The organism is Sorangium sp. So ce836 (genome assembly GCF_028553905.1).
GTDB lineage: Bacteria > Myxococcota_A > Polyangia > Polyangiales > Polyangiaceae > Sorangium > Sorangium cellulosum_D.
This window is the reverse complement of the sequence record NZ_CP102233.1, coordinates 2,396,037-2,419,780: the sequence shown is the minus strand read 5'-3', so window position 1 is coordinate 2,419,780 and position 23,744 is coordinate 2,396,037. Positions and strand designations below refer to the sequence as shown.

Sequence of the window (23,744 nt, the reverse complement as noted above, 5' to 3'; positions counted from 1 at the left end):
CTCCATGACCCCCCATCCATCTACGATCACGACGGAGCTCCCAGCGAGCGAAGGGGCCACCGCGCGGACACCCACGCCGGCACCTCCGACCCCGCTGCCGGTGCCCCTCCGCGATCGCCTCGGAGATGGCGATGAAGCTCCTGTGCAAATCGGCTGACGAGCGCTATCCGGGCGCGCAGGTAATGAAGGTCGACCTCGAGGCGTACCTGAAGCGCCGGGACGCGCGCCCCGACGCCGCTTCGTGGGATCTCGACGCCCTCGCGCCGCCGCTCGTCGCGCCGCACGGGCGCGCGGAGCTCGCCGCGATGAGCCTGGCGGCGGGCCGCAAGGCGAAGGAGCAGGGCGCGCCCTCCGAGGCGGCCGGCTTCTTCGAGGCGGGGCTCTCGGCGCTGCCGGACGGGAGCTTCAAGGAGGACCCCGAGCTCGCGTTCTCGCTGCACGCGGAGGCGGCCGAGTGCGCGTACCTCGGCGGCCAGCTCGAGCGCGCGGGGTCGCTGCTCGACGTGCTCGCGGCGGAGGCGCGCTCGGACCTGGAGCGCGCCCGGGCGTACGAGCTGCGCATCGCCGTGTGCGCCGCGCAAGGCCGGCTGGAGGAGGCGATCGCGCTCGGGAAGACGGCGCTCGCGATGCTCGGCGTCCCCCTCCCCGAGGACGGGCCGGCGCGGAAGGCGGCCGCGGAGGCCGAGCTCGCGGCGGCGCGCGCCGCGCTCGGCACGCGCCGGCTCAGCGATCTGCTCGACGAGCCCGAGACGTCGGACGCCCGGGTCCGCGCGGCGCTCCGGCTCCTCATGGCGCTGACGATGCCCGCCGCGCGGATCTGCCCGCCGCTCTGCACCTTCATCGCGGCCAGGCAGGTCAACCTCTCGCTGGAGCACGGCCACGGCGGCGCTTCCCCGTACGGCTACATGGCCTACGCCTGGATGGCCGCGCGGGTGCTCCGCCGCTACGACGAGGCCTACGAGGTCGGCGAGCTCGCGCTCGAGATGAACGAGAGGGCCGGCCAGGACGAGCTCTCGTGCCGGCTGCGCCTCGTGCTCGGGGCGCACATCAGCGTCTTCACCAAGCACCTGCTCTCGAGCCTCGACCTCTTCAAGGAAGCCCACGAGGCCGGGCTCAGGGCGGGCGATCCCTCGTACGTGGCGCAGACGTGCGTCCATACCGCCCTGGTTCGCCTCGGGCTCGGCGACGAGTGCGCGGCCGTGCGGGCGGAGGTCGACGGGTTCCTCGAGCTGGTGCAGCGCGGCCGCGACGAGCTCGCGCTGGCGGCGCTCACGGGGGTGCGCCGCGCGCTCGACGACCTGATGAGCACGACGGCGCCGGTCGGCGCGTCGCGCGCGCCGGAGCCCGTCGTCGACGAGGCGACCACGGCGTACGAGGAGAAGATCTCGGCGCCGGCCTACGGCGCCGTCGCGCTCATCCATTACGCGCTGCGCCAGCAGGTCTGCTTCCTGGTCGAGGACTACGAGGGGGCGATGCGCATGGGCTCGCTCGCCGAGGCGAAGATGCAGGGCCGCGTCGACGATCACCTCGCGACCGAGGTGTTCTTCTACACCTGCCTCACGCTGCTCTCGCCCGCGCTGTCGCGCGGCCGGCAGCTGACCCCCGTCTCCGTGCCGAACTACCGGGATCGGCTCGCGGCGTGGGCAGAGCGGTGCCCGGACAACTACCGGCACAAGCACCTCCTCGTCCGCGCGGAGTCCGCGCGCGCCGCCGGCGAGGAGCTCGCGGCGATGAAGCTCTACGATCAGGCGATCGAGGCGGCGAAGGTGAACGGGTTCGTTCGCGACGAGGCGCTCGCCAGCGAGCTCTGCGCGAAGTTCCACCTGGCGAGCGGGAGGGAGCGGATCGCCCACGTCTACATGACCGACGCCCACGAGGCCTACCTGCGGTGGGGCGCGACGGCCAAAGTGCGACAGCTGTCTCGGAAGTACCCACACCTCGTGGCGCGCACGACGCTCTTCGGGCAGGCGAGCCGGCCGCCGGAGGCCGCGCCCCCGGCGAGCACGCAGCGTCCTTCGCTCGATGCGCTCGCCATCTTCCGGGCCTCGCGCGCCCTCCACGGGGAGCTCGTCCTCGAGCGGCTCTTCGAGCGGCTCCTCCGGGTGCTGCGCGAGATCGCCGGGGCGCGGCGCGCCGTGCTGCTCCTCGCGCGCGACGGCGCGCTGGGCGTCGAGGCCGAGCTCGCCGCCGACGCCGAGGGGGTGCGCCTCGACGCTGCGATGCCGCTCGAGTGCGCGTCCGATCTCGCCGTCGCCGTCATCCAGCACGTCGCGCAAACGCAGCAGCCGGTCGTGCTGGCGAGCGCGGCGGCGGACGAGCGGTTCGCGCAGGATCCCTACCTGCTCGAGGCCGGTCCGCGGTCGATCCTGTGCCTCGCCATGACGCACCAGGGCCGCCTCACGGGCGTGCTCTACGCGGAGAGCGACACGGGCGCCGGGGCGTTCCGCGCGGGGCAGCTCGAGCCCTGCGGGCTGCTCGCGTCGCAGGCGGCGGTGGCCGTGAACAACGCGCTGCGCTACCGCGAGGTGCAGAGCACTGCGAGCGATCTCCGGCGATGCAACGAGGCGCTCGCGGCAGAGGTCGCTCGCCTCACGGAGGAGCTCCGCGCCTGCAACCGCGACGCGGAGAGCCCCTGGAGCGAGCTGAGGCGCTGCAGCGACGCACGCGACGCACGGTAGCTCGAACGGCGCGGCGCGGGTGCGCCGCTCCACGGCGGTGCCGAAGCGCCGGGCTCGACGAAGGGGTGTTCGTCGCGCGGCGCGGGGCCCCGCCGGGCTCGTCTGCGAGCGCCCTCCGGCAAGGCCGGAGGAGCGCGCTCAACCGGGGTCAGACAGCGGCCCTCGAACATCGGCCCTCCCCGCGCCGCGCGACGAACCCCCTCGTCTCGGGCCTACCGTCTCCGCGGGAGACGCCGCCATTGGCCCTCGCTGCGCGGCGACCATGAACCGGGGATGGGCCGGGGCAACGCATCGCCGGCTCGACGCGATGGAGATCTCGCCACGAACCCATGACGCCGGATTCAGGGCGGGCCGCAAATGATGCATAGCTTGGGAGCGGCCCGCCGGGCTCCGTCCGAGACGCGTGGGAGCGCAGAGGCGCGCGACAACGCGAGAGCGGCGCGCGGCAGCGCGAACGGCGCGTGACAGCGCGGCAGCGCCGCGCAGCCACCAGCGCAGAGGGCGCCAGACGCAGAGACCCTCCAGACCGGATCAACCGGCGCCGGAGGGTCCATGAGCTGAGATGAGGGTGCTCCGGATCTCACGGGAAGGAGGGAGGACGCAAAGTACCTTCCGTCTCCCTGCCTTCCCGTGATCCCCTTCGAGCTACGATCGGCTCGATCCCGCTCCCCCCGCATTGCGGTTCGGGAGGGGGAAACGCATCAAGGACGCGCTCGGCTCAGGCGCCGCCAGCCCCGCCCTCACCAGCGCCGCCCGCGCCGCCGGTGCCGCCGCCAGCGCCGCCCGTGCCGCCGCCAGCGCCGCCGGTGCCGCCGCCAGCGCCGCCAGTACCGCCGCCAGCGCCGCCAGTGCCGCCACCCTCACCACCCTCGCCGCCGCCGCCACCCGTGCCGGAGCCGGTCGTCGCCGAGCTGGTCGTCGTGCTGGTCGTCCCGGTGGTGTTGCCGGTGTCCTCGTCATCGCCGCATCCGGCGCCAATCATCATCGTCGCGCCAAGCAGCAGCGCGCTCGCAAAGATGCTCATCGAAGCTTTCATGTATTGTTCTCTCCTTGGGTTGTTCCCCCCCAAAGAATCGCGCGGCACAGCCACACGCCGATCACCGCTCCACACCGCCACGGCGACTCAATTCACGCCGAAAATCGCGCGAATGTGCGCTCGCAAGCCGCGCGAGCGCGTTCACCTGCAATGGTTCGGTGTCGGTTCGATGGTGATTCCGTTATTGTGGATGATAGGCCACCATACTGGATTACGCAAGCTTTTTGTCTCACTGCATCATCGTTGCATGTGCGCGGGCCACCGCGAGCACGCGCCGGTCAAGCACATTCGCCGATGCGCGCTCGAGCGCATGTGAAGTATGAAGAGCGACTGCGTCTGACGCGGCATCCGCTATAACGGATAAACCTCCCGAGGTGAAGCCCCATGAGCCCATGCGTGCTCGCGTGCGCGTGCTCGACGTGGAGGAGCACCGCCGGCGCGCAGCACGCGACCGCGGCCCGACCGCGGTGCGGGCGCGCTTCGTCCGGCTCCCCGCGGTGGGGCTGGCTCCGCGTCTGGCCCAGGGGGACATGTTCCGCGGAGTGCGCTGCAAGTCCCAGGCCTACCGCTCGTCACGCCTCGGGTCGCCACGCCGCGGTCGATGTCGATGGACGAGCCCGCGGAGGCTCAGGCGGCCAGGCGCCGGACCCGGCAGCCATCGTGACGTTCTGCTCGCCTCCTGGATGACCGCGTGATGGGGCCGCTCAGGTCGAGCGGTTCGGGAAATTACGGATGGGAGTTTGCCGGATCGACCTGACGAGCGCCTTTGTCCCGCTCGTGAGCGCGGGCGCGCCGGACCAGACTCGATATCGATCCCGCTCGATCTCGCTCGGGCGCGGCCGTCCGAATCAGGTGTCGTGTGCGTGCGCGAGGGGCGCGACGGCGCTCCTGACCAACGACGCTCGCCCACCGCACGGCGCGTCCCCGGCCGAACGGTAGGGCGGGAGATCGCCCGGCTGCCCTCCGCTCCCCTCGCCCGTCACGGGTTGATCTCGTCGCCAGAGCCTGGCTCCCAGGGGCAGGTGAGCTCGCCGGCGCGGGCTCTGGCCGCGAGGCTCGCCACGGCGGCCACGAGGGCGGCCGGCTCGATCGGCTTCGTGGCGTGCATGTGGAAGCCGGCGTCGAGCGCGCGCTTCTGATCCTCCTTGCGAGCATAGGCCGTCAGCGCCAGCGCGGGCAAATCGCCGCCAGCGTGCGGCGGGCGCTGCCGGATGGTGCGGATGAGCTCGTAGCCATCCTCGCCCGCCATGGCGATGTCGCTCACGAGCACGTGCGGGCGGGCCACGCAGAACGCGGCGAGCGCCTCGCTGGCCGAGGCCACGGCCGTCACCTCGGCGCGGTGCTGCGAGAGCACCTCCTGGAGGAGCTCCCTGGCGTCCGCGTCGTCCTCGACGAGCAAGACGTGGAGCCCGCCGAGATCGGAGGCGGCCTCCGGTGGCGAGAACGAGCGCGAGCGCCCCTCCTTCGCCGGCGCCGCCAGCGAGCTGCGCTCGACCCCGAGGAGCGGGAGCCGGACCACGAACGTCGACCCCTTCTGCAGCCCAGGGCTCTCGGCCACGACCGAGCCGCTGTGGGCCTCGACGATGTGCCGCACGAGCGACAGCCCGATGCCGAGCCCCGCGTGCGTCCTGCGGCTCGTGCTGTCGGCCTGGCGGAACCGCTCGAAGACGAAGGGCAGGAAATCCGGCGCGATCCCCTCGCCCGTGTCGCGCACCGTGAGCTCCGCGTAGGCGCCGGCCCGCCGGAGCGAGACGAGGATATGGTCCCCCGGGCGCGTGAACTTGAGCGCGTTGGAGGTGAGGTTCGAGACGACCTGCTGCAGCCGATCCGCGTCGCCGTTCACCTCGACGAGGGGATCGAGCGAGACGTCGATCGTGAGCCCCTTCGCCTCGGCGGCCGGGCGGATCGCGTCGATGGCGATCTCCACGACGGGCGCGAGCGCCATGGGCGCCGCGCTGATGCGCAGCTTGCCCGTCGCGATCCGGGAGACGTCGAGGAGATCCTCGATGAGCTTCGTCTGCGCGGCCACGTTGCGCTCGATCACCTCGAGGCCGTGCGACACCCGCTGCTCGTCGAACGGCTCGCTGCGCAGGAGGTGCGTCCAGCCGAGGATCGCGTTGAGCGGGCTGCGCAGCTCGTGGGAGAGCGTGGCGAGGAACTCGTCCTTCAGGCGGTTCGCCTCGCGCGCCTCGGCGTGCACGCAGTTCTGGATGGCGATGGACGCGAGCTGGGCGAGCTGCACGAGGACCGTCTCGTCGTCGTCGGAGAACTCGCCGTCGCGCCGGTCCGAGAGCTGGATGATCCCGATGTTCTGGCCGTCGGCCGCGGTGAGCGGCACGGCGAGGTACCCTCGCGGCGGCGGCCTCTGCCCGCCGTCGTCCAGCCACTCCGGGTGCTGCGAGAGCTCCAGCTGCGTCATCCGGAGGGGCCGGTTCCTGCCGCACACGTACGCGCACAGCTTGCCGGCGATGGAGGGCGGCGCCTCCTGCTGGAACGTGGCGTACCGCTCCGAGAGCGACACCGCGGTCCGCGCCCGCTCGCCGGGCCTCTCCAGCTTCACGAGCGTCATGGCGTGATGGGCGCCGCCGACGTCGCGCGCCGCCTCCGTGATCGCCGCGACCATGGCGTCGAGCGACAGGGCCGAGTTGATCGTGAGCGCGGCGCGGTTGAGCCGCTGGAGCTGCTCCGCGTGGGCGCGCAGCGACTCGGCCTGGAGCTTGATCTTCTGTGTCTTCTTGAAGAGATCGACGAAGACAGACACCTTGGTGCGGAGGACCTCGGGGGCGAACGGGGTCATGATGTAATCGACGGCCCCGAGCGAATAGCTGCGCTCGACATAGACGCGATCGTTGTGCGCCGTCAGGAAGATGATCGGGGTGTGCAGCGTGCTCCGCCGCTTGCGGATGAGCGTCGCGGTCTCGAACCCGTCTATCTCCGGCATGTTGATGTCGAGGAGGACGACCGCGAACTCCTCCTGCAGGAGGCAGCGGAGCGCCTCCCCGCCGGACGCCGCCTTGATGACGTTCTCGCCGAGCGGAGCGAGGACAGCCTCCAGGGAGAGCAGCTGCTCGGGCCTGTCGTCAACGACGAGGATGTTGACCCTGCCTACGTCTGCCCTCATCCCGCGTCTCCTTGCCCTCCTGCCCGGCGTCAGCGCCGCGGCCAGCCTCGCAGCATCCTCAGGAACGCTTCGGTGTCCACCGCTTTCGGGCGGCGCCGGCCGCGCCTGCTCCAGGGTTCCGCTCGAGGAGGCCCATGGAGACGATGTGGTCCGAGCGGCGCGGCGCGACCGCGCGGCCGAGGACGGAGCCGCGCTGCGTCGCGACCGGGCGGCTGCCGGCGCCGCTGCCCACGCGATGGGAGGCCCCACCGGCGGCGGTCGAGCGCGCGCGGACCGCGCTCCCGGCGCAACCAGCCCCGAAACGCTCGGCCTCCTGCGCATGGCCGCTCCGTTGATCCATTCCAGCCCTCCCTGAACTGCACTGACGAGCCCGTATCGTAGTCTAGGCGCTGTCTTACCCGCGACCCAGGTCTCGCCTGCAGTGGCAATAAGGGGGGTCCCGATGCTGCTCCATAATCCCCGCACACGGACGCTACACCGAAGCGCGCCGGCGTGAAAAGAGGATTTCGCGGCGCCCTCGGAGGAGCGCTTGCCTTCCGAGCTTCCGAGAGGTTCCGAAACGCCGTGAGGGAGATCGCGAATCGGGAGAGACCACGAAGGAAATCCGCGCGAAACGCGCACGGACCACGAGAGGCGAAACCGATGCGGCAGTGCGCGCGAGAGCGGAAGCGAGCGCCGACCCGAAAGGCGGACTGGAGCGGCGCGGCTCTCGTGACCCTCCGTGTGTCCGTCGTGTTTCCGTGGTGAGGAGTTCGCCCGGCGCGCCGTTGCGCGCCGCGCCGCCGCGTGGCCAGGTGATGACTAGGTGGAAGAGCGCCGCTCCTGCAAGGAACGCGAGTGCCGGAGGATCACCTCGAACACCTCGGCGACCCCGTCGGCGTCCAGGCCGAGCTCGGCGGCGCGGCGGCGGCGCGACTCCATGAGGCGCGCCTCGCGCAAGGGATCACGGACCGCGGCGCCGATCGTGGCCTTGGCCCGGGCGGCGCGCTGGACGAGCTCGGAGCGGCGCGCGAGCAGCTCGACGAGCTCCAGATCCAGCTCGTCGATGAGCTCCCGCGTCTCGCGGAGCTCGGGGGAGAGCGAGCCGAGATCCGGGATCGAGAGCGCGGCGAGGTCCTCGGGCGCGGCGTCTTCGGTCGGGATGTCGAGGGTGCGATCGACGGCGAGGAGCGCGTTGATGAGCCGGCGGCGCGCCTCGCCCGCGAAGGGGTTCTCGCGGTGCAGCGCCGCGAACAGGTGCCCGGCGTCGACGCGCACCGTCTCGATCGTGTGCGCGATGCCCTGGAACGAGGGCGGCGCGTACGGCGCGCCCGCCGGCACGCCGGCGTCGAGCATGCCCTTCGCGATGAAGAAGGCGAGCGCGTGCGTGAAGGCCATCACCCGGTCGTGCTCCTCCGGGGCCTGCTCCAGCACCTGACAGCCGATCCGCTCGAACAGCGCGACGACCTGGCGCACCGCGTCCGGGTGGGCGGTGTTCGGGCAGACGACGACGCGCAGCGGGCGCTCGCCGCGGGCGAGGCTCGCCGGGCCGAAGAGCGGGTGCGTCGCCACCCAGGGCCGGCCTTCGCCGAGCGCCTCGGCCATGGCGCGCGCCGGCACGGTCTTCACGCTGCCTACGTCGGCCACGATCTGCCCCGGCGCGAGGTGCGGCCGCAGCGAGACGAACGCCTCGCGCATCGCCGGCACCGGGACGGCGACGAGGACCAGGTCCGCGCCATCCACGAGCTCCGGGAGCGAGCCGGCCCGCGCGGCGCCGTGGATCTCGGCGCTCGGGTCGAGCGCGCGCACCGCGATCCCCGCGTCGCCAAGCAGCGACCCGAGCGCCGCGCCGAAGCGGCCATACCCGAGGAATGCGACCTTGCCGATGCGCCCGGGCGGAGCGGAACCGCCCCCGGAATGTGGGAGAGAATGCGGCATGCGACGGATACTACGACAGCCGGTCTACGCCGACGTCACGTTTTCTCGGCGCGGCCGCGAGGTCCAGCGCGCGCGACGGCGCGGGCGTCCGGCGTCGACGGGGCGGCCCGCCCGGTTGCTCCCTGCCCGCCCCGCGCCGACGTCACGGCGCACCAGGCGAGCTCCGGCGGCGATCCTCGACGGAGTCGCGGGGGCGCGATCGGCGCCGGCTCACTTGAGCTGCGCCGCGGCCACGCCGAGGATCGCGAGCAGCGACGCGACGGCCGCGAGGAGCGCGAGGCGCGTCGTGTGCCGCGCCAGGTGCGGCGTCTCCTGCTGGAAGGTCCGCGAGAGCGCCGGCGCGCCCGGCTCGGCCCCCTGCAGCAGGCGCGGCGCGGGGCGCGGCTTCGCGTTGAGCCCGAGCCCGATCGTCGGGAGCGAGGCGCGGGGGCGCGGCGGCAGCGTCGCGCCGAGGATGCGCGCGGCGCGCTGCGCGTAATCCTGGCTGCCCACCGGCGCGTGGGGGGCGAGCGCGATCGCCAGCTCGGCCACGTTCGCGGGCCGCCGCGCCGGGTCCTTCGCGAGGCAGCCGAGGAGCACGCGCTCGACGACGGGGGGAATGTCGGGCCGGAGCGCGCTCGGGAGCGCCGGCTCCGCGCTGGCGACGCGCAGCGCGAGATCGGCGGGCGAGCGCGCATCGAAGGGCGGCTGCCCCGTCAGGAGCCGGTAGAGGATCGCGCCGAGCGACCAGATGTCGGCGCGCGCATCGACAGGGCGCGACGGCTGCAGCCGCTCCGGCGCCACGTAGAGGGACACGCCGAGCCCCTCCTGCGCCGCCGCGCCGTCGTCGCCCGCGGAGGACGGCTCCGTCGAGACGCCGAGGTCGACTACCTTGAGGAGCGTCGCCCCGCCGGGGGTCGTCGTGAGGAACAGGTTCGCCGGATCGAGGTTGCCGTGCACGATCCCCGCGGCGTGCGCCTCGGCCATCGCCACGCAGGCCTGCAGCACGTAATCGATGGCCTCCGAGATCTCGAGCTGGCCGCGATCGCGGAGCAGCTCGGCGAGGTCGCGGCCGTCGAGGTGCTCCATGACCAGGTACGGGACGCCCGAGTCGAGCTGGCCGACGTCGAGCACCCGCGCGACGTGCTCGCCCCTGAGCCGCACCGCCGCGCGCGCCTCCCGGAGGAACCGCTCCACGAGCGCAGGGCTGGAGTCGCCGACCAGGAGCTTGATCGCGACCCGCTCGGGCTGGACGAGGTGGCTGGCGCCGACCACCATCCCCTTCCCGCCCCCGCCCAGGACCCGGTCCACTCGGTACTTCTCGGCGATCACGTCCCCTGCGACCACAGGTGCGTTCATCGAAGCTCCCCGCTGCGCGCACCGGCGCGGGGCAGCGGCCCACCCCGGACATGCGCAGCTTCATTCTAGCACCTTCGCTCGCTGGATTGATCGAGGTCGCGCAGCCCGCGCGCTCGCCCGGAAGCGCTGCCCAGCGCGCCTCGCGGAGCAGCGCGAGCAAGCGCGCGCCGCCAGGGATCGGACGGGATTACATCGAGCGCCCGTTCAACGACGTTCGATCCAAAGGGCGCCAAGGGTGCCCAAAGGCGCCAAGGGTGCGCCGGGGTCTCGCGCGTCGGCAGAGGAAGCCGGACGGGCGACATCTCGGCGCTGACCCTAGCCCTGAGCGCGGCGGGCGGCCGATCGAGCATCGATGTGCCGAGGAGGCCGCGTGGCTCCCCGGCCCGAGGAGGGCTGAGGCCGAAGGGGAAGAGTCGACCGATGTTCCCGCGACGCCGTGAGGCCCGAGGCCCTCTCGGCTAGCGCACACACGCAGCCGGCCTTATGCTCCCGTGAAGCGCGCGAGGGGGACGCGTATGGCTCGGGCGGAAACGACCGAGATTCACCGCTGCGGCCGCTTTCGGCTCCGCAGGCTCACGCTCGCCGGCAGGGCGGTCGTGCAGAAGACCGTCCGCGGGACCCCTCCGGCCCCGGGCGCCGCGGGTTTGCTGCTGCGCGAGCACGCCTTCCTGCGCCGGCTCGACGTGCCGGGGATCGCTCGGCCGCTCGCCCTGGAGGGCCCGGAGAGCGCGCCCGCGCTCCTCCTCGAGGACGCAGGCCCCGAGGATCTCGAGCGGCGGCTCGGCCGAGGGCCGCTCGCGCTCGACGCGTTCTTCCACGTCGCCGTCGCGCTCGCCGACGCCTGCGCGCGCATCCACGCGGGCGGCGTCGTTCACCGAGCGATCTCCCCGAGCCGCGTCGTCCTCGGCGCGGACGGGCAGGTCACCCTCGTCCATTTCGCCGACGCGGCCGAGCTCACGAGCGCGCCCGGCGCCCTGGAGCTCGAGAAGCTGAAGGCCCTCCCCTTCCTGTCCCCCGAGCAGCTCGGGCGCACGGGCCGGTTCGTCGACACGCGCTCGGACCTGTATGCGCTGGGCGCGACCTTCTACGCCATGCTCATCGGCGCGCCGCCGTTCCAGGAGCTCGATCCGCTCGCGCTCGTGCACGCCCACGTGGCGAGGAGCCCCGTGCCCGCGCACGCGGTGAGCCCCTACGTGCCGGCGGCGCTCTCCGAGATCGTGCAGCGGCTCCTCGCCAAGATGCCGGAGCTGCGGTACCAGAGCGCCGAGAGCCTCGCCGAGGACCTGCGCGAGGCGCGGCGGCGATGGCTCGCCGCGGGCGACGTCGCGCCGTTCGAGCTCGGACGCCTCGACCTCGCGCGGCGGCTTCCGCTGCCCGAGCGCCTGTTCGGGCGCGAGCGAGAGCTCGCCGCGCTGCAAGGCGCGCTCGCCCGCGCCGCGGAGGGTCGCACGGAGCTCGCGCTGGTGACCGGAGAGGCGGGCATCGGGAAGACCGCCCTCGTCAGGGCGCTCGGCGAGGCGGTCGCCGAGCGGGGCGGGCGGTTCATCGAGGGCAAGTTCGATCTGCGCGCCGCCAACGTGCCCTACGCCTCGCTGGCGGAGGCGCTCCGCACCCTCGCGGCCGCGCTCCGCGCCGAGCCGGAGGACAGCCGCGCAGCGCTCAGGGAAGCGGCGAGCGCGCCCTGCCGGGCGCTCGCCGAGCTCTGCCCGGAGCTCGCCGACCTGCTCGCCGCTCTGCCCGAGCTGCCCGCGGCGGATCCGAGGCGCGCGGAGAGCCGCTTCCTGCTCGCGATCCAGGACTTCGTGCGCGCGGTGGCCGCAGAGCGGCCGCCGCTCGCCATCTTCCTCGACGATCTCCAGTGGAGCGACGCCGCGTCGCTCCGCGTCCTGCGCGCGCTGGCCGCGGATCCAGGCAGCCGGCACGTGCTGCTGATCGCGGCGTACCGGCCGAAGGAAGTCGGCCTCATGCACCCGCTCCAGGGGGCGCTGGAGGAGCTCCGGCGAGCCGAGATCCCGACCACCCGCGTGCCGCTCGGCCCCCTCGACGCCGAGGCGATCGTCGCGCTGCTCGCCGGCGCGCTCCGCTGCGAGCCGGAGCGGGCGCGGCCGCTCGCGGAGCTCATCCTCGCCAAGACCGCGGGCAACCCCTTCTTCATCCGCCAGCTCCTCCGCTCGCTCCAGGAGAAACGGCTGCTCCTGTTCGACGCGGGCCGCTCGACGTGGACGTGGGATCTCGGCCGGATCGAGCGGGTCGGGGCCACCGACAACGTGGTCCAGCTCATGGCCGAGTCGGTCCGCAAGCTGCCCGAGCAGACGCAGCAGCTCCTGCAGATCGCGGCGTGCATCGGCAAGCGCGCGGATCTCGAGATCGTCGCGGCGGTGTCGGGGCGGTCCGTCGACGGGGCGCTCGCGTCGCTCGGCAAGCCGCTCTGCGAGGGCCTCCTCCTGCCGGACAGCGCGCGCGATCGCGGCACGGGGCTCGCGATCCGGTTCGCCCACGATCGCGTCCAGCAGGCCGCCTACGAGCTCGCGCCGTCGGAGCGGCGGGGGCAGCTGCACCTCGAGATCGGCCGCTTCCTCCTCGAGGGCTCCCCGGGCGGCGGCGCGGAGGGCGCGCTGTTCGACGCCGTGGATCAGCTGAACCTCGGCCCGGCGCCGATCGATCCGGAGCGGCGCGGCCGCCTCGCGGAGCTGAACCACCGCGCCGGCCTCAAGGCGCGCCGCGCCGCGGCCTACGGCCCGGCGCTCGCGTACTTCCGCAGCGGCCTCCGCCTGCTGCCCGAGGGCGCCCCGCGCTCGTGCTACTCGCTCTGGTTCTCCCTCCACCGCGACGCGGCGGAGTGCGCCGCGCTGACCGATCGGCACGCCATGGCCCGCGCGCTCGTGGACGAGGGGCTCCGCCACGCGGCGTCGATCCCCGAGAGGGTCGACCTGGAAGCGCTCCGGATCATGAGCGCGACGATCACCGGCGAGCACGATCTGGCGCTCGGCTGGGGGCGCGACGCGCTGCGCGCGGACTTCGGGGTGGAGCTGCCCGCGGCGGACCTCGACGAGGAGATCGCGGCGCAGCGGCGGGCCATCCGCGGGCACCTCGGGGCGCGCTCGCCCGAGTCGCTCGTCGACCTGCCGCGCGCGACCAGGCCCGAGGAGCGGGCCCACATGAGGCTCCTCGCCGAGATGGTGGCCCCCGCCTGGTTCGCGGACCGGAAGCAGCTCTTGCTCCTCACCTCCCTCGGCGTCCGCCTCGCGCTGGAGCACGGCAACTCGAGCGCGTCGATCCTCCCCTACGCAGGGTACGCGATGCTCCTTTCGGCCGAGGGCGAGCTCCGGAGCGCCCAGGGCTTCGGCCGGCTCGCCGTGGAGCTCGCGCGGCGGTTCGAGGATCGCGCCCAGGAGACGATCGCCCGGTACATGGTCAACGAGTTCGTTCGCCCGTGGGTCGCGCCGCTCGCCTCGACCGCGGGGGCGTTCCGCGAGATCGTCGCCCTGGGCCTGTCGTCCGGCGAGCTCCGCTTCACCTCCTACGCGCGCACGGGGCTCGTGGAGCACTCGTTCGCCGCAGGGGTGGAGCTCGATCGCGTGCTGGTCGATCTGAACGACGCGATCGCGTTCAGCCGGCAGACCGGCAACAAGTCGACGCTCTTCTACCAGCTCGCCTACCGGCAGACCATCCGGTGCCTCAAGGGGCTGACCAGGAGCCGAGGCGTGGCCGACGACGCCGAGTTCGACGAGGCGGCCTTCCTCGAGGCGGCGCAGAAGGAGCCGCCGGCGAGGTGCGTGTACCATGTCCTGCGCCTCCAGGCCTCTTACGTGTACCGGGATCTGACGCAGGCCACGGCGCACTCCGACGCGGCGGTCCCGTGCATCCACTTCATCAGCGGCTACATCCCCGAGTGCCAGCACGCGCTGTACACCGCGCTCACCCTGCTGCAGCGGTGCGATGAGGTCGACGCGCCGGAGCGGGCCGCGCTGCTCGCGCGCGCGGCCGACCTCCGGCGCGTCCTGCAAGGGTGGGAGTCGGGCTGCGCGGAGAACTTCCTCGCGCGGCGCCTCCTCGTCGACGCGGAGATCGCCCGCGTCGAGCGCAAGCTCGAGCTCGCCGGCGCGCGGTACGACGAGGCCGTCGACGCGGCGGCGCGCGGGGGGTTCGTCCACCTGGACGCGCTCGGCAACGAGCTGGCCGGGCGCTTCTATCACGGGCTCGGGCGGGCGCGGATCGCGGCCCTGTACCTGCGCGCCGCGCGGCAGGGGTTCGCCCGGTGGGGGGCCTCGGAGAAGGCGCGCGCGCTCGCGGACGAGTTCAGGCTCTCCGGGCCCTACGGGGAGCCCGAGCTCGCCGAGGAGCGGCTGCCGGCGGTCGCCCTCGACGCGCTCAGCCTGCTCAAGGCCGCCGAGACGCTCTCTGGAGAGATCGTGCTCGATCGCCTGCTCGAGAAGCTCCTCGGCGTCTGCCTGGAGGCCGCCGGCGCGCAGCGCGGGGCGCTCGTGCTCGAGGAAGAGGGGGAGCTCTTCGTACGGGCCCTCGGGTCCGTCGCCGCCCCGGTCTCCATCGAGCGCGCGCCGCTCTGCCGGTCGCGCGAGGTCCCGCAGCGGGTCGTCGAGCACGCGCACCGGGCGCAGGAGACGCTCGTGCTCGACGACGCGACCAGCGAGCCGGAGCAGGGCCGCGATCCCCGCTTCGCCGACGGCGGATCGAGGTCGGTCCTGGTCCTGCCCATCCAGCGGAACGAGGCGCGGCTCGGGGTGGTCTACCTCGAGAACAACCTCACCACGCAGGCCTTCACGCGCGACCGCGTCCACGTGCTCGAGCTCCTCTCGGACCAGATCGCGATCGCCCTGGAGAACGCCCGCCTCTACCGCGAGGCGCAGCACGCGGTCCGCATGCGCGACGACTTCCTCAGCATCGCGTCGCACGAGCTCCGCACGCCCGTCACCTCCCTGCGCCTCGGCATCCAGGCGCTGCTCCGGCGGAACGGCCACGCGCCCGACGATCGCCTCGGGCGCGCCCTGCACAGGATCGATCGGCAGGTGCAGCGGCTCACCCGGCTGATCGACGATCTCCTGGACGTCTCGCAGCTCCACACCGGCCGGCTGGAGCTGCACGTCGAGCCGGTCGACCTCGCGGAGGTCGTGGACGAGGTCGTGGAGCGGCTCGGCGAGCGCGTCGCGCAGTCGGGCTCGCCCGTGAGCGTGCGCGCCGAGCCGTCCGTGGTGGGTTCGTGGGACCGGAGCCGGCTGGAGCAGGTGGTGTCGAACCTGCTCGACAACGCCCTCAAGTTCGGCGCGGGCAAGCCGATCGAGATCTCGGTGGCGCGGAACGGCGGCGCGGCGGAGCTCGTGGTGCAGGATCAGGGCATCGGGATCCCGGCCGGGCGCCTCCCCCACGTGTTCGAGCGGTTCGAGCGCGCGGTGTCGAGCCGCCACTTCGGGGGGCTCGGGCTCGGGCTCCACGTCGTGAAGACCATCGTGGAGGCGCTCGGCGGCGCGGTGCGCGTCGACAGCCGCCAGGGCGAGGGCGCGCGCTTCACGGTGGAGCTGCCCTGCGAGCCGCCGGCCGGGAGCCGGGCGGCGCCGGCGTCGCTCGGCGGCCTGCGCCCCTGACGCGCGCCGGCCCGGGGACCGCTACGGCCTGCGCGCCGGCGGCTGTGGGACCATGAGGATGTACGGCGTCTCCGGCTCCTCTCCCGGCGGCACCGCCTGCGGCGCGCGGGCGCCCTTCGCGCCGAGGCTCCGGATGAAGCGGTACATCGCCACGAGGTCGCGCTCGTGCATGGTGGCGTAGTTGAGCCAGGGCATCGGCGGGCGCCCGGCGGCCGCGCGGAACATCCTCACCCAGGCGTCCTCGCTGAGGTCCTGGACGGCGAGCCGGAGGTTCTCCGCGTAGCTCGTCCCCCACGGACCGCGGTAGCCGACGTCGTTGCCCGTCAGCCACTCCGAGGCGGGGAGCCTGCCGCTCGATCGATCCCAGGCCGGCGTGTGGCAGTCGTTGCACCCGCCCACGAGGATCAGGTACCGGCCCGCCTCTTCCGCGCTCGTCGCCGTCACGTGCGGCGAGGCGGGCGGCTGAGCACAGTCGGCACAGCCGATCACCGCCGCCAGCGCCGCGCCCGGCAGCCCGCGCACAGCCCGGCGCGCCGCGCGCGCCGGCGCGGCGGAGGACCTCGATTCAGCGCGCATTTCGCTCCCCATCCCGGCCATTTCATCCGCCGTGCAGCGCGCATACCCGGCCGCGGTGCCGCGCGGGGCGGAGCGCGCCCGCCGCCGCCCGGGCCCGCGCGCCGCGCCGGCTCACCGGCGGCGGGCGCGGGCCGCCATGAGCGGACGCAGGCCGTTCACGCACGCGAGGACCGCGGAGCCGTTGTTCATGAGCGTCGCCGCGACCGGGTTGAGGAGACCGGGGATCGACAGCGCGTACGCGACCGCGTTCACGGCGAGCATCATCGAGAAGTTCTGGTGGATGATGCGCATCGCGCCGCGCGAGATGTCGATCGCCTCGACGAGCTTCGACAGGTCGTCCTCCACGAGGACCACGCCCGCCGTCTCCCGGGCGATCTCCGCGCCCGCGGACACGCTGATGCCGATGTCGGCGTACGAGAGCGCCGGGGAGTCGTTGATGCCGTCCCCCACGACCGCGACCGTGCGGCCCTCCTGCGTCAGCCGCCGCGTGATCTCCGCCTTGTCCTCGGGCAGCATCTCCGCGAAGTACCGGGTGATGCCGAGCTCGAGCGAGACCTGCCGGGCCACCTCGCGGCTGTCGCCCGTCAGCATGACGATGTCGTCGATCCCGCGCTCGCGCAGGCTCCGGATGGTCGCGCGGCTCTCGGCCCGGATCGCGTCGCGGTAGGCGAGCGTGGCGACGTGCCGCCCGTCGACGGCGAGGAAGAGGAGCGACTTCGCCGTCGCCTCGAGCGCCTGCCTCGCGCCGGCCTCGGCGCGGCACGAGACGCCGAGCTCCTCGATGAAGCGCGGGCTGCCGAGCTGGACGACCTTGCCGAAGACCCTGGCCTGCACGCCCCGGCCGACGAGGTAGCGGGACTCCTCCCGGTCCGGGATCGACAGCTGCCACGCGTCGGCGAGGCGGAGCACGGCCTGCGAGACGGGGTGCGTCTGCCGCGCGGAGACCGCGGCGGCGAGCGTCGCCGCCTCGCGCTCGGACAGGGCGTCGTGGACGAGGAAGTCGGTCACCTCGGGCACGCCGGAGGTCAGCGTGCCGGTCTTGTCGAACACCACGGTCGACACCCGCGCGAGCTTCTCGATGTACGCGCCCCCCTTGATGAGGATGCCGCGCCGCGCCGCGGCGTTCATCGAGGCGAGCACCGTGGTCGGGGCCGAGACGCGCGGGCCGGTGCCGAAGTCGATGGTCAGGATGGCGGACACGCGGCCGAGGTCCCGCGTCGCCGCGAGCACGACCCCCGAGCACGCGAGCGCCGGCGGGACGAGCCGGTCCGCCACCACCTCCGCGTAATTCTGCGCGCGCGTCTCCAGCGCGGGCGCGTTCTCGATCAGCCGCGCCGTGCTCGCGGCGGTCGTGTCGCCGCCGACGCGCTCGGCGCGGATGTACAGCTTGCCGTCCTTGATGACGGTCGCCGCGAAGCAGCGGTCGCCGGGGCCCTTGAGCACCGGCATCGACTCGCCGGTCAGCGTCTGCTGATCGACGAGCCCGTCGCCGTCCGTGACCGTCCCGTCGACCGGGATCACCGAGCCGGTGTAGACGACGAGGACGTCCCCCACGGCGAGCTCGGCCACCGGGACCTGCACCTTCGCGTCGCCGCGCACCACCCACGCGAGGTCCTGCTGGTAGCCGAGCAGGCCGCGGATCGCGCGCCGGGCGCGCGCCTGGGTGAGATCGCGGATGTGGTCGCCGAGCGTGACCAGCCAGATGATGCCGGCCGCGTTGACGGCGTCGCCGGTCGCGACGGCCGAGGCGATCGCCAGGCTGTCGAGCAGGTCGACGTTGAGCTTGCGCTGCCGCGCCACCGAGTCCCACGCCCGCTTGAAGATGGGCGCGCACGTCGCGGCGATGAACGGGTACGCGAGGAGCGGCGAGACGAAGCCGAGCGAGAAGAGCACGCCGGCGCTCGAGAGGTAGAGCGGGCGCTTCGCCATCGCCGACGCGCGGCGCGCCTTCCTGGCGCCGCGCGCGGCGCGCAGCGCCCCCCGCGGGGCCGGCGCGGCGGAGGCCTCGGCCGCGGCGCGCACGATGGCGCCGACGTCGATGATCCGCGGGTCGTGCTCGACGACGGCGCTCGACGCGCCCTCGGCGATGCGCACGGACAGGACCCCCGGCACGGCGGCGAGCCCCGCCTCGAGCAGCGGGCCGAACGCCTCGTCCCGCCCGATCCGCGGCAGCCGCAGGCGGACCCTGCCGGGGATCGCGTGGGCGACCGAGACCGCGCCGGTCCCGCTCGACAGGAGCGCTGCCATGGTCACCCCGCCTCGCCGCCGGCGGGCGCGCCCGAGCCCGCGAGGAAGCCCTGGATGCGGGCGTGGTTCAGCACCACGAAGGCGTCGACCCCGTACTTGATGAGCGTGATCCAGTGGGGCATGCTCGGGGAGCGCCGCAGCAGCACCTGGAGCACCCCGGAGCCGACGAGGACCGCCGGAACCAGGAGCTTGAGGTCGACCTGCGGCGGCGGGACGGCCTTCGACGCCGCGTTCAGCCGGTCCGCGGCCTGGACCACGAGGCGCGCCGTCCGGCCGGGGCTCGGCGGCTCGGCGGGCGCCGCGCAGTGCGGCGGCGGGGGCGAGAGCGCGTCGAGCGGGTGACAGCCGCAGTCCGCGAGTTCCGGGATGCTCGCGAGCTCGGAGAGGACGGTCTCCAGCGGGATGTCGGGCTCGTGCTCGACCGTGAGGCTCCCGGCCCACGCGCTCGCCCGCGCTTCGACGACGCTCGGGCAGGCGCGCGCCGCCTCCGCGATCTCTTCCGCCCTCGCCGGGTCCCTGCGCAGCGCGGGGACGCCAAAGCGCACGCGCCCGACAACCCTGTGGATGATGACGACCCCTCGATCGCTCGGCATGGCTCACCTCCCGGCCGTCCGGGCCGGGTCACCGGAACACCCTCTCGTCAGGCCGCGGGCGGCTCGATCTCGGCGCGCGCGGGCGCCCGCACGCCGCCCACGCCGGCGCGCTGCTCTTGCCGGGCCATCTCCTCCCTCACCTCGGCGATGAGGTCGCCGAGCCGCTCCCTGCCCTCGCCGAGCGCGCTCTTGAGCGCGTCGGCGGCGGCGAACCCGAACCGCAAGGCCCTCTTGACGGTCGGACGGGTGATCCTGGTCAAGCTGGCGAGTCCCACGCCGATGATGATGCCGAACCCGAGGCGTTCCATCCCCCCTCCTCTCCTCGAAATCCACGACCGGCGGCGCGCGGCGGCGCCGCTGAAAGACAGAGCATCGGAACCACAGAGGCACAGAGAACACGGAGAGAGACAGAGGCGCTCTGTCCCTCCGTGCTCCTGTGGCTGACTCCCTGGATTCTTGGCTGTTCGGGACGCTAGCGACGCGCGATGTCGGCGCCGCGCGGCCACGGCCAGGACGGGCGACGTCGCGCGGGCGGCGGCGCCGATTCCGGCAATCTGGGAGGGCGCCTTCGAGCGAAGATCACTGCTTCCGCGACTTCCGTGAGAGCACCCACGCATGATTTGTAACACCGTAGTCTCTCGATCGCCATGTACATTTCATGTCCACTCGACACCTGACTTGCGCGCTGACGGAGCGTCGGCGCTGTTCCGCGCTGTTCCGCGCTGTCACGCGCTGTTCTGCGCTGTTCTGCACGGTTCCATACGGCCGCGCGCGGGCGTCCGAAGCGCGCCGCCGCGCCGTCACGTCAATGCGCGATCGGCGTGGGCAGACGGGGCGAGGCTGCGCGGGACCGCGCCGCGCCGGCCGCGTACGCCGGCGTGTCCGTCGCTTCCAGCCGGCGACCGACCGTGGTAAATTTGTGGACATGCAAGCGGGGCAGCACGAAGAGCCGGCGACGGAGAGCGGCGGCTCTCTGCTCGAGGAGCTCCTGGCGGAGACGGGGATCCCCCCGGCCAACGAGGCCTACCAGGACATGAAGCGCGGCGTGAAGGCCGCGCTCGACAGGGTGGCCGGCCGGCCGGACGCCGGCCCGGCGCTCGACAACGCCCTCATCGACCTGTGGATCGCCGAGATCGACCAGCGGCTGTCGCGCCAGATCGACGAGATCCTGCACCACCCGGTGTTCCAGCGGCTGGAGGCCGCGTGGCGCGGCCTCAAGTTCGCGGTCGATCGCATCGACTTCCGCGAGAACATCCGGGTCGAGGTCCTCAACTGCTCGAAGGACGACCTGCTCGCGGATTTCGAGGACTCGTCCGAGATCGTGAGGAGCGGCCTTTACAAGATCGTCTATTCGTCGGAGTTCGGCTCCTTCGGCGGGAAGCCGTTCGCCGCCGTCGTCTCGAACTACGAGTTCGGCCCCGGGCCCCAGGACATCGCGCTCCTCCAGAAGTGCGCGGCGGTCGCGACGATGGCGCACGCGCCCTTCCTGGCCGTCGCGGGCCCGCAGTTCTTCGGGCTCACGGACTACCGGAAGGTGCCGCACCTCGGCGACGTCAAGGCGCTCTTCGAGGGGCCGCAGTACGTGAAATACACCTCGTTCCGCGAGTCCGAGGACGCCCGCTACGTGGGCCTGCTCCTCCCCCGCTTCCTCCTGCGCCTGCCCTACGGGGCGAGCACCGTCCCGGTCCGGGCGTTCTCCTACGAGGAGGACGTCGTCGGCAACCACGCGGCGTATCTGTGGGGCGCCCCCACGTACGCGCTGGCGACCCGGCTCGCCGAGAGCTTCGCGCGCCACCGCTGGTGCCTGCACATCATCGGCCCGCAGTCCGGGGGCACGGTCGAGGGGCTCACGCTCCACGAGTACGAGGCGCTGGGCGCCATCCAGACGAAGATCCCGACCGAGATCATGCTGACCGAGCGCCGCGAGTTCGAGCTCAGCGAGGAGGGCTTCATCGGCCTCACGTTCCGCAAGGACACGGACAACGCCTGCTTCTTCTCCGCGAACTCGGTGCAGAAGCCGAAGTTCTTCGGGCAGAGCGAGGAGGGGCGCGCCGCGGAGGTCAACTACCGGCTCGGCACGCAGCTGCCCTACGTGCTCCTCGTCAGCCGGCTCGCCCACTACCTCAAGGTGATGCAGCGGGAACAGATCGGCACGTGGAAGGAGCGCGGCGACCTCGAGCGCGAGCTGAACAGCTGGCTGAGCCAGTACGTCGCGGACATGGATGTTGTGTCGCCCGCCGTGCGCTCGCGCAGGCCGCTCCGCAAGGCGCGCACCTCGGTGACCGAGGTGGAGGGAAGCGCAGGCTGGTACCGGGTGCACCTCGAGGTGCGCCCGCACCTCAAGTACATGGGGGCGTACTTCACCCTGAGCCTGATGGGGAAGCTCGACCGGGAGTGAGGCCGCCGGCGCCTCGGACGACGGCGGCCGAGGCGGCGAAGGCGAAGGCCGGCCGGCGTCGCGGGCTCCGCGCGGCCGGCGGTCGCTGTCCGCGCAGCGCGCGGTTCGTGGTACAGCGCCGCATGCGCACGCAACGACCGCTCGCAGCCCCCCTCGCGATCACCCTGGCCCTCTCTGCGCTGCCGGCGTGCGGCCCGGCCGCGGGCCCGCCGCCGCCGCCCCCCTCGGCGGTGAAGGCGGCGGCCCCTCCGCCTCTGCCGCAGGGCCTCCCGATCGTCGAGACGAAGCTCGAGAGCGTCGGGCTCGACGAGGCCGCGCTCGATCGCTCGGCCAACCCCTGCGAGGACTTCTACCAGTTCGCCTGCGGCGGATGGCTGGCGAAGGCGGAGATCCCGGGCGACGAGGCCATCTGGATGCGGAGCTTCAACGAGATCGAGCAGCGCAACGAGGCGGAGCTCCGGCGCATCCTCGAGGAGGCGGCGCACGCCGGCGACCGGGATCCGGTGAGCAAGAAGATCGGGGCCTACTACGGCGCGTGCGTCGACGAGGCCGCGATCGAGGCCGCCGGCGCGAAGCCGATCGCGGATCTCCTCGCCAAGGCGCGGCGTGTGCGCGACCCGAAGAGCCTCGGGGCGCTCGTCACCGAGCTCCACAGCCGCCGCATCTGGGCGCTGTTCGACATCGCCTCTGCGCAGGACATGAAGGACGCGACGCGCGTCATCGCCCAGCTCGACCAGAACGGGCTCGGCCTGCCGGACCGCGATTACTACCTCAACGAGGACGACAAGTCGAAGGCGCTCCGCAAGACGTATGAGGAGCACGTCGCGCGGATGATGCGGCTCGCCGGGGCCCAGGAGGCCGCGGCGAAGGCGGCGGCGGCCGACGTGATGCAGATCGAGACCGAGCTCGCGAAGATCTCGAAGACGCGGGTCGAGCGGCGGGACCCGAAGGGCCTGTACAACAAGATGGACCGGGCGGCGCTCGCGAAGGCGGCGCCGGATTTCCCCTGGGACGCGTACTTCCAGGGTCTCGGCCGCCCGGACATCAAGGAGGTGAACGTGACCTCCGTCCGGTTCTTCGAGGGGCTCTCGCGGCTGCTCAAGTCGGCGAAGCCCGCCGCGTGGCAGAATTACCTGGCGTGGCACGTGGTGCGCTCCCTCGCGCCCGCGCTGCCCAAGGCGTTCGTCGACGAGAGCTTCACGCTGCAATCGGCGTTCACCGGCCAGAAGGAGATCCGGCCGCGCTGGAAGCGCTGCGTCGACGCGACCGACAACGCGCTCGGCGAGCTGCTCGCGCAGCCGTTCGTCAAGACGAGCTTCTCCGGCGAGAGCAAGCCCGCGGCCGAGGCGATGGTGCGCGAGATCAGCGAAGCGTTCGGCCGCGAGGTGCGGGCGCTCGACTGGATGGATGAGGGCACGCGGCAGCGCGCCCTCGCCAAGCTCGGCGCGATGGCGTACCTCATCGGGTATCCCGACAAGTGGCGGACGTACGATTTCGAGGTCGATCCCAAGTCGTACGCGAAGAACGCGCTCGCGGCGCGCGCCTTCCACACGCGGTGGGATCTCGGGAAGATCGACAAGCCGCTCGATCGCGACGAGTGGCAGATGAGCCCGCCCTCGGTGAACGCCTATTACGATCCGCAGCGCAACCACATGGTCTTCCCCGCCGGCATCCTTCAGCCGCCGTTTTACAGCGTGAAGTCGGGCGTCGCGGTGAACCTCGGCGGCATCGGCATGGTGGTCGGGCACGAGCTCACGCACGGGTTCGACGACGAGGGCTCGCAGTTCGACCAAAAGGGAAACCTGGAGGACTGGTGGCCGAAGGAGATCGCGGCGGCGTTCAAGGCGAAGACCGAGTGCGTCGAGGCGCAGTACTCGGCCTACGAGGCGCTGCCGGGGGTGAAGCTGAACGGCAAGCTGACGCTGGGCGAGAACATCGCGGATCTCGGGGGCCTGAAGCTCGCGTTCATGGCGTACCGCACGATGCGCAAGGGCGCGGCGGAGCAGACGGTCGCGGGCGGGTTCACCGAAGATCAGCAGTTCTTCCTGGCGCACGGGCAGTCCTGGTGCGGCAAGATGCGCGACGAGGCGCTCCGGATGATGGTGCAGGTGAACCCGCACTCCCCGCCGCGGTTCCGCGTGAACGGGCCGCTCGCGAACCTGCCGCAGTTCGCCGAGGCCTTCAGGTGCGCGCCCGGCACGCCGATGCGGCCGGCAAAGATGTGCTCGGTCTGGTAGCCG

Annotated in this window: 12 protein-coding genes; 4 read left to right on the top strand and 8 right to left on the bottom strand. The window is 72.9% G+C overall.

From position 1 onward, the window contains the following. Positions 1–131: 131 nt before the first annotated feature. Positions 132–2,678 carry a GAF domain-containing protein gene (locus tag NQZ70_RS08845; RefSeq protein ID WP_237245161.1) on the top strand — a complete coding sequence of 849 codons (2,547 nt, stop codon included), beginning with the start codon at positions 132–134 and terminating at the stop codon, positions 2,676–2,678. A 718-nt stretch (positions 2,679–3,396) separates the two neighbouring features. Here NQZ70_RS08845 and NQZ70_RS08840 read toward each other — a convergent pair. From NQZ70_RS08840 to NQZ70_RS08825, 4 genes are all read right to left on the bottom strand, one after another. Beyond that, the gene (locus tag NQZ70_RS08840; protein WP_237245160.1) at positions 3,397–3,702 is read right to left on the bottom strand and encodes a hypothetical protein; all 306 of its coding nucleotides are present in this window, start codon (positions 3,700–3,702) and stop codon (positions 3,397–3,399) included. 991 nt (positions 3,703–4,693) lie between these two features. Continuing rightward, a complete protein-coding gene (locus NQZ70_RS08835; protein ID WP_129573829.1) occupies positions 4,694–6,835 on the bottom strand; it encodes a response regulator in 2,142 nt (713 codons plus the stop codon). 801 nt (positions 6,836–7,636) lie between these two features. Continuing rightward, a complete protein-coding gene (locus tag NQZ70_RS08830) occupies positions 7,637–8,752 on the bottom strand; it encodes a prephenate dehydrogenase/arogenate dehydrogenase family protein (protein WP_129573828.1) in 1,116 nt (371 codons plus the stop codon). A gap of 210 nt (positions 8,753–8,962) precedes the next feature. Further along, positions 8,963–10,090 (bottom strand): serine/threonine-protein kinase, encoded by a 1,128-nt coding sequence (locus NQZ70_RS08825; protein ID WP_237245159.1) that lies wholly within the window; start codon positions 10,088–10,090, stop codon positions 8,963–8,965. 515 nt (positions 10,091–10,605) lie between these two features. On the opposite strand from NQZ70_RS08825, the gene NQZ70_RS08820 reads away from it, so the two are divergent. Beyond that, complete coding sequence (locus tag NQZ70_RS08820) at positions 10,606–15,690, top strand: AAA family ATPase (RefSeq protein ID WP_129573827.1); 5,085 nt, start codon at positions 10,606–10,608, stop codon at positions 15,688–15,690. A gap of 21 nt (positions 15,691–15,711) precedes the next feature. Here NQZ70_RS08820 and NQZ70_RS08815 read toward each other — a convergent pair whose 3' ends face one another. The 4 genes from NQZ70_RS08815 to NQZ70_RS08800 form a co-directional block, all read right to left on the bottom strand. After that, a complete protein-coding gene (locus tag NQZ70_RS08815) occupies positions 15,712–16,266 on the bottom strand; it encodes a cytochrome C (RefSeq protein ID WP_129573826.1) in 555 nt (184 codons plus the stop codon). A gap of 111 nt (positions 16,267–16,377) precedes the next feature. Continuing rightward, complete coding sequence (locus NQZ70_RS08810; RefSeq protein ID WP_129573825.1) at positions 16,378–18,513, bottom strand: heavy metal translocating P-type ATPase; 2,136 nt, start codon at positions 18,511–18,513, stop codon at positions 16,378–16,380. Between the two features lie 2 nt (positions 18,514–18,515). Next, the gene (locus NQZ70_RS08805) at positions 18,516–19,106 is read right to left on the bottom strand and encodes a hypothetical protein (RefSeq protein WP_129573824.1); all 591 of its coding nucleotides are present in this window, start codon (positions 19,104–19,106) and stop codon (positions 18,516–18,518) included. Between the two features lie 47 nt (positions 19,107–19,153). Beyond that, the gene (locus NQZ70_RS08800; RefSeq protein WP_129573823.1) at positions 19,154–19,414 is read right to left on the bottom strand and encodes a DUF5132 domain-containing protein; all 261 of its coding nucleotides are present in this window, start codon (positions 19,412–19,414) and stop codon (positions 19,154–19,156) included. A 617-nt stretch (positions 19,415–20,031) separates the two neighbouring features. On the opposite strand from NQZ70_RS08800, the gene tssC reads away from it, so the two are divergent. Beyond that, the gene (gene tssC / locus NQZ70_RS08795; RefSeq protein ID WP_129573822.1) at positions 20,032–21,504 is read left to right on the top strand and encodes a type VI secretion system contractile sheath large subunit; all 1,473 of its coding nucleotides are present in this window, start codon (positions 20,032–20,034) and stop codon (positions 21,502–21,504) included. A 122-nt stretch (positions 21,505–21,626) separates the two neighbouring features. Continuing rightward, on the top strand, positions 21,627–23,741 hold the full coding sequence (locus tag NQZ70_RS08790; protein WP_129573821.1) for a M13 family metallopeptidase: 2,115 nt from the start codon (positions 21,627–21,629) through the stop codon (positions 23,739–23,741). Positions 23,742–23,744 lie beyond the last annotated feature (3 nt).

Coding starts and splice junctions, on each gene's coding strand:
- NQZ70_RS08845 (WP_237245161.1), top strand. CDS start 132: ATGAAGCTCCTGTGCAAATCGGCTGACGAGCGCTATCCGGGCGCGCAG.
- NQZ70_RS08840 (WP_237245160.1), bottom strand. CDS start 3,702: ATGAGCATCTTTGCGAGCGCGCTGCTGCTTGGCGCGACGATGATGATT.
- NQZ70_RS08835 (WP_129573829.1), bottom strand. CDS start 6,835: ATGAGGGCAGACGTAGGCAGGGTCAACATCCTCGTCGTTGACGACAGG.
- NQZ70_RS08830 (WP_129573828.1), bottom strand. CDS start 8,752: ATGCCGCATTCTCTCCCACATTCCGGGGGCGGTTCCGCTCCGCCCGGG.
- NQZ70_RS08825 (WP_237245159.1), bottom strand. CDS start 10,090: ATGAACGCACCTGTGGTCGCAGGGGACGTGATCGCCGAGAAGTACCGA.
- NQZ70_RS08820 (WP_129573827.1), top strand. CDS start 10,606: ATGGCTCGGGCGGAAACGACCGAGATTCACCGCTGCGGCCGCTTTCGG.
- NQZ70_RS08815 (WP_129573826.1), bottom strand. CDS start 16,266: ATGCGCGCTGAATCGAGGTCCTCCGCCGCGCCGGCGCGCGCGGCGCGC.
- NQZ70_RS08810 (WP_129573825.1), bottom strand. CDS start 18,513: ATGGCAGCGCTCCTGTCGAGCGGGACCGGCGCGGTCTCGGTCGCCCAC.
- NQZ70_RS08805 (WP_129573824.1), bottom strand. CDS start 19,106: ATGCCGAGCGATCGAGGGGTCGTCATCATCCACAGGGTTGTCGGGCGC.
- NQZ70_RS08800 (WP_129573823.1), bottom strand. CDS start 19,414: ATGGAACGCCTCGGGTTCGGCATCATCATCGGCGTGGGACTCGCCAGC.
- tssC (WP_129573822.1), top strand. CDS start 20,032: ATGCAAGCGGGGCAGCACGAAGAGCCGGCGACGGAGAGCGGCGGCTCT.
- NQZ70_RS08790 (WP_129573821.1), top strand. CDS start 21,627: ATGCGCACGCAACGACCGCTCGCAGCCCCCCTCGCGATCACCCTGGCC.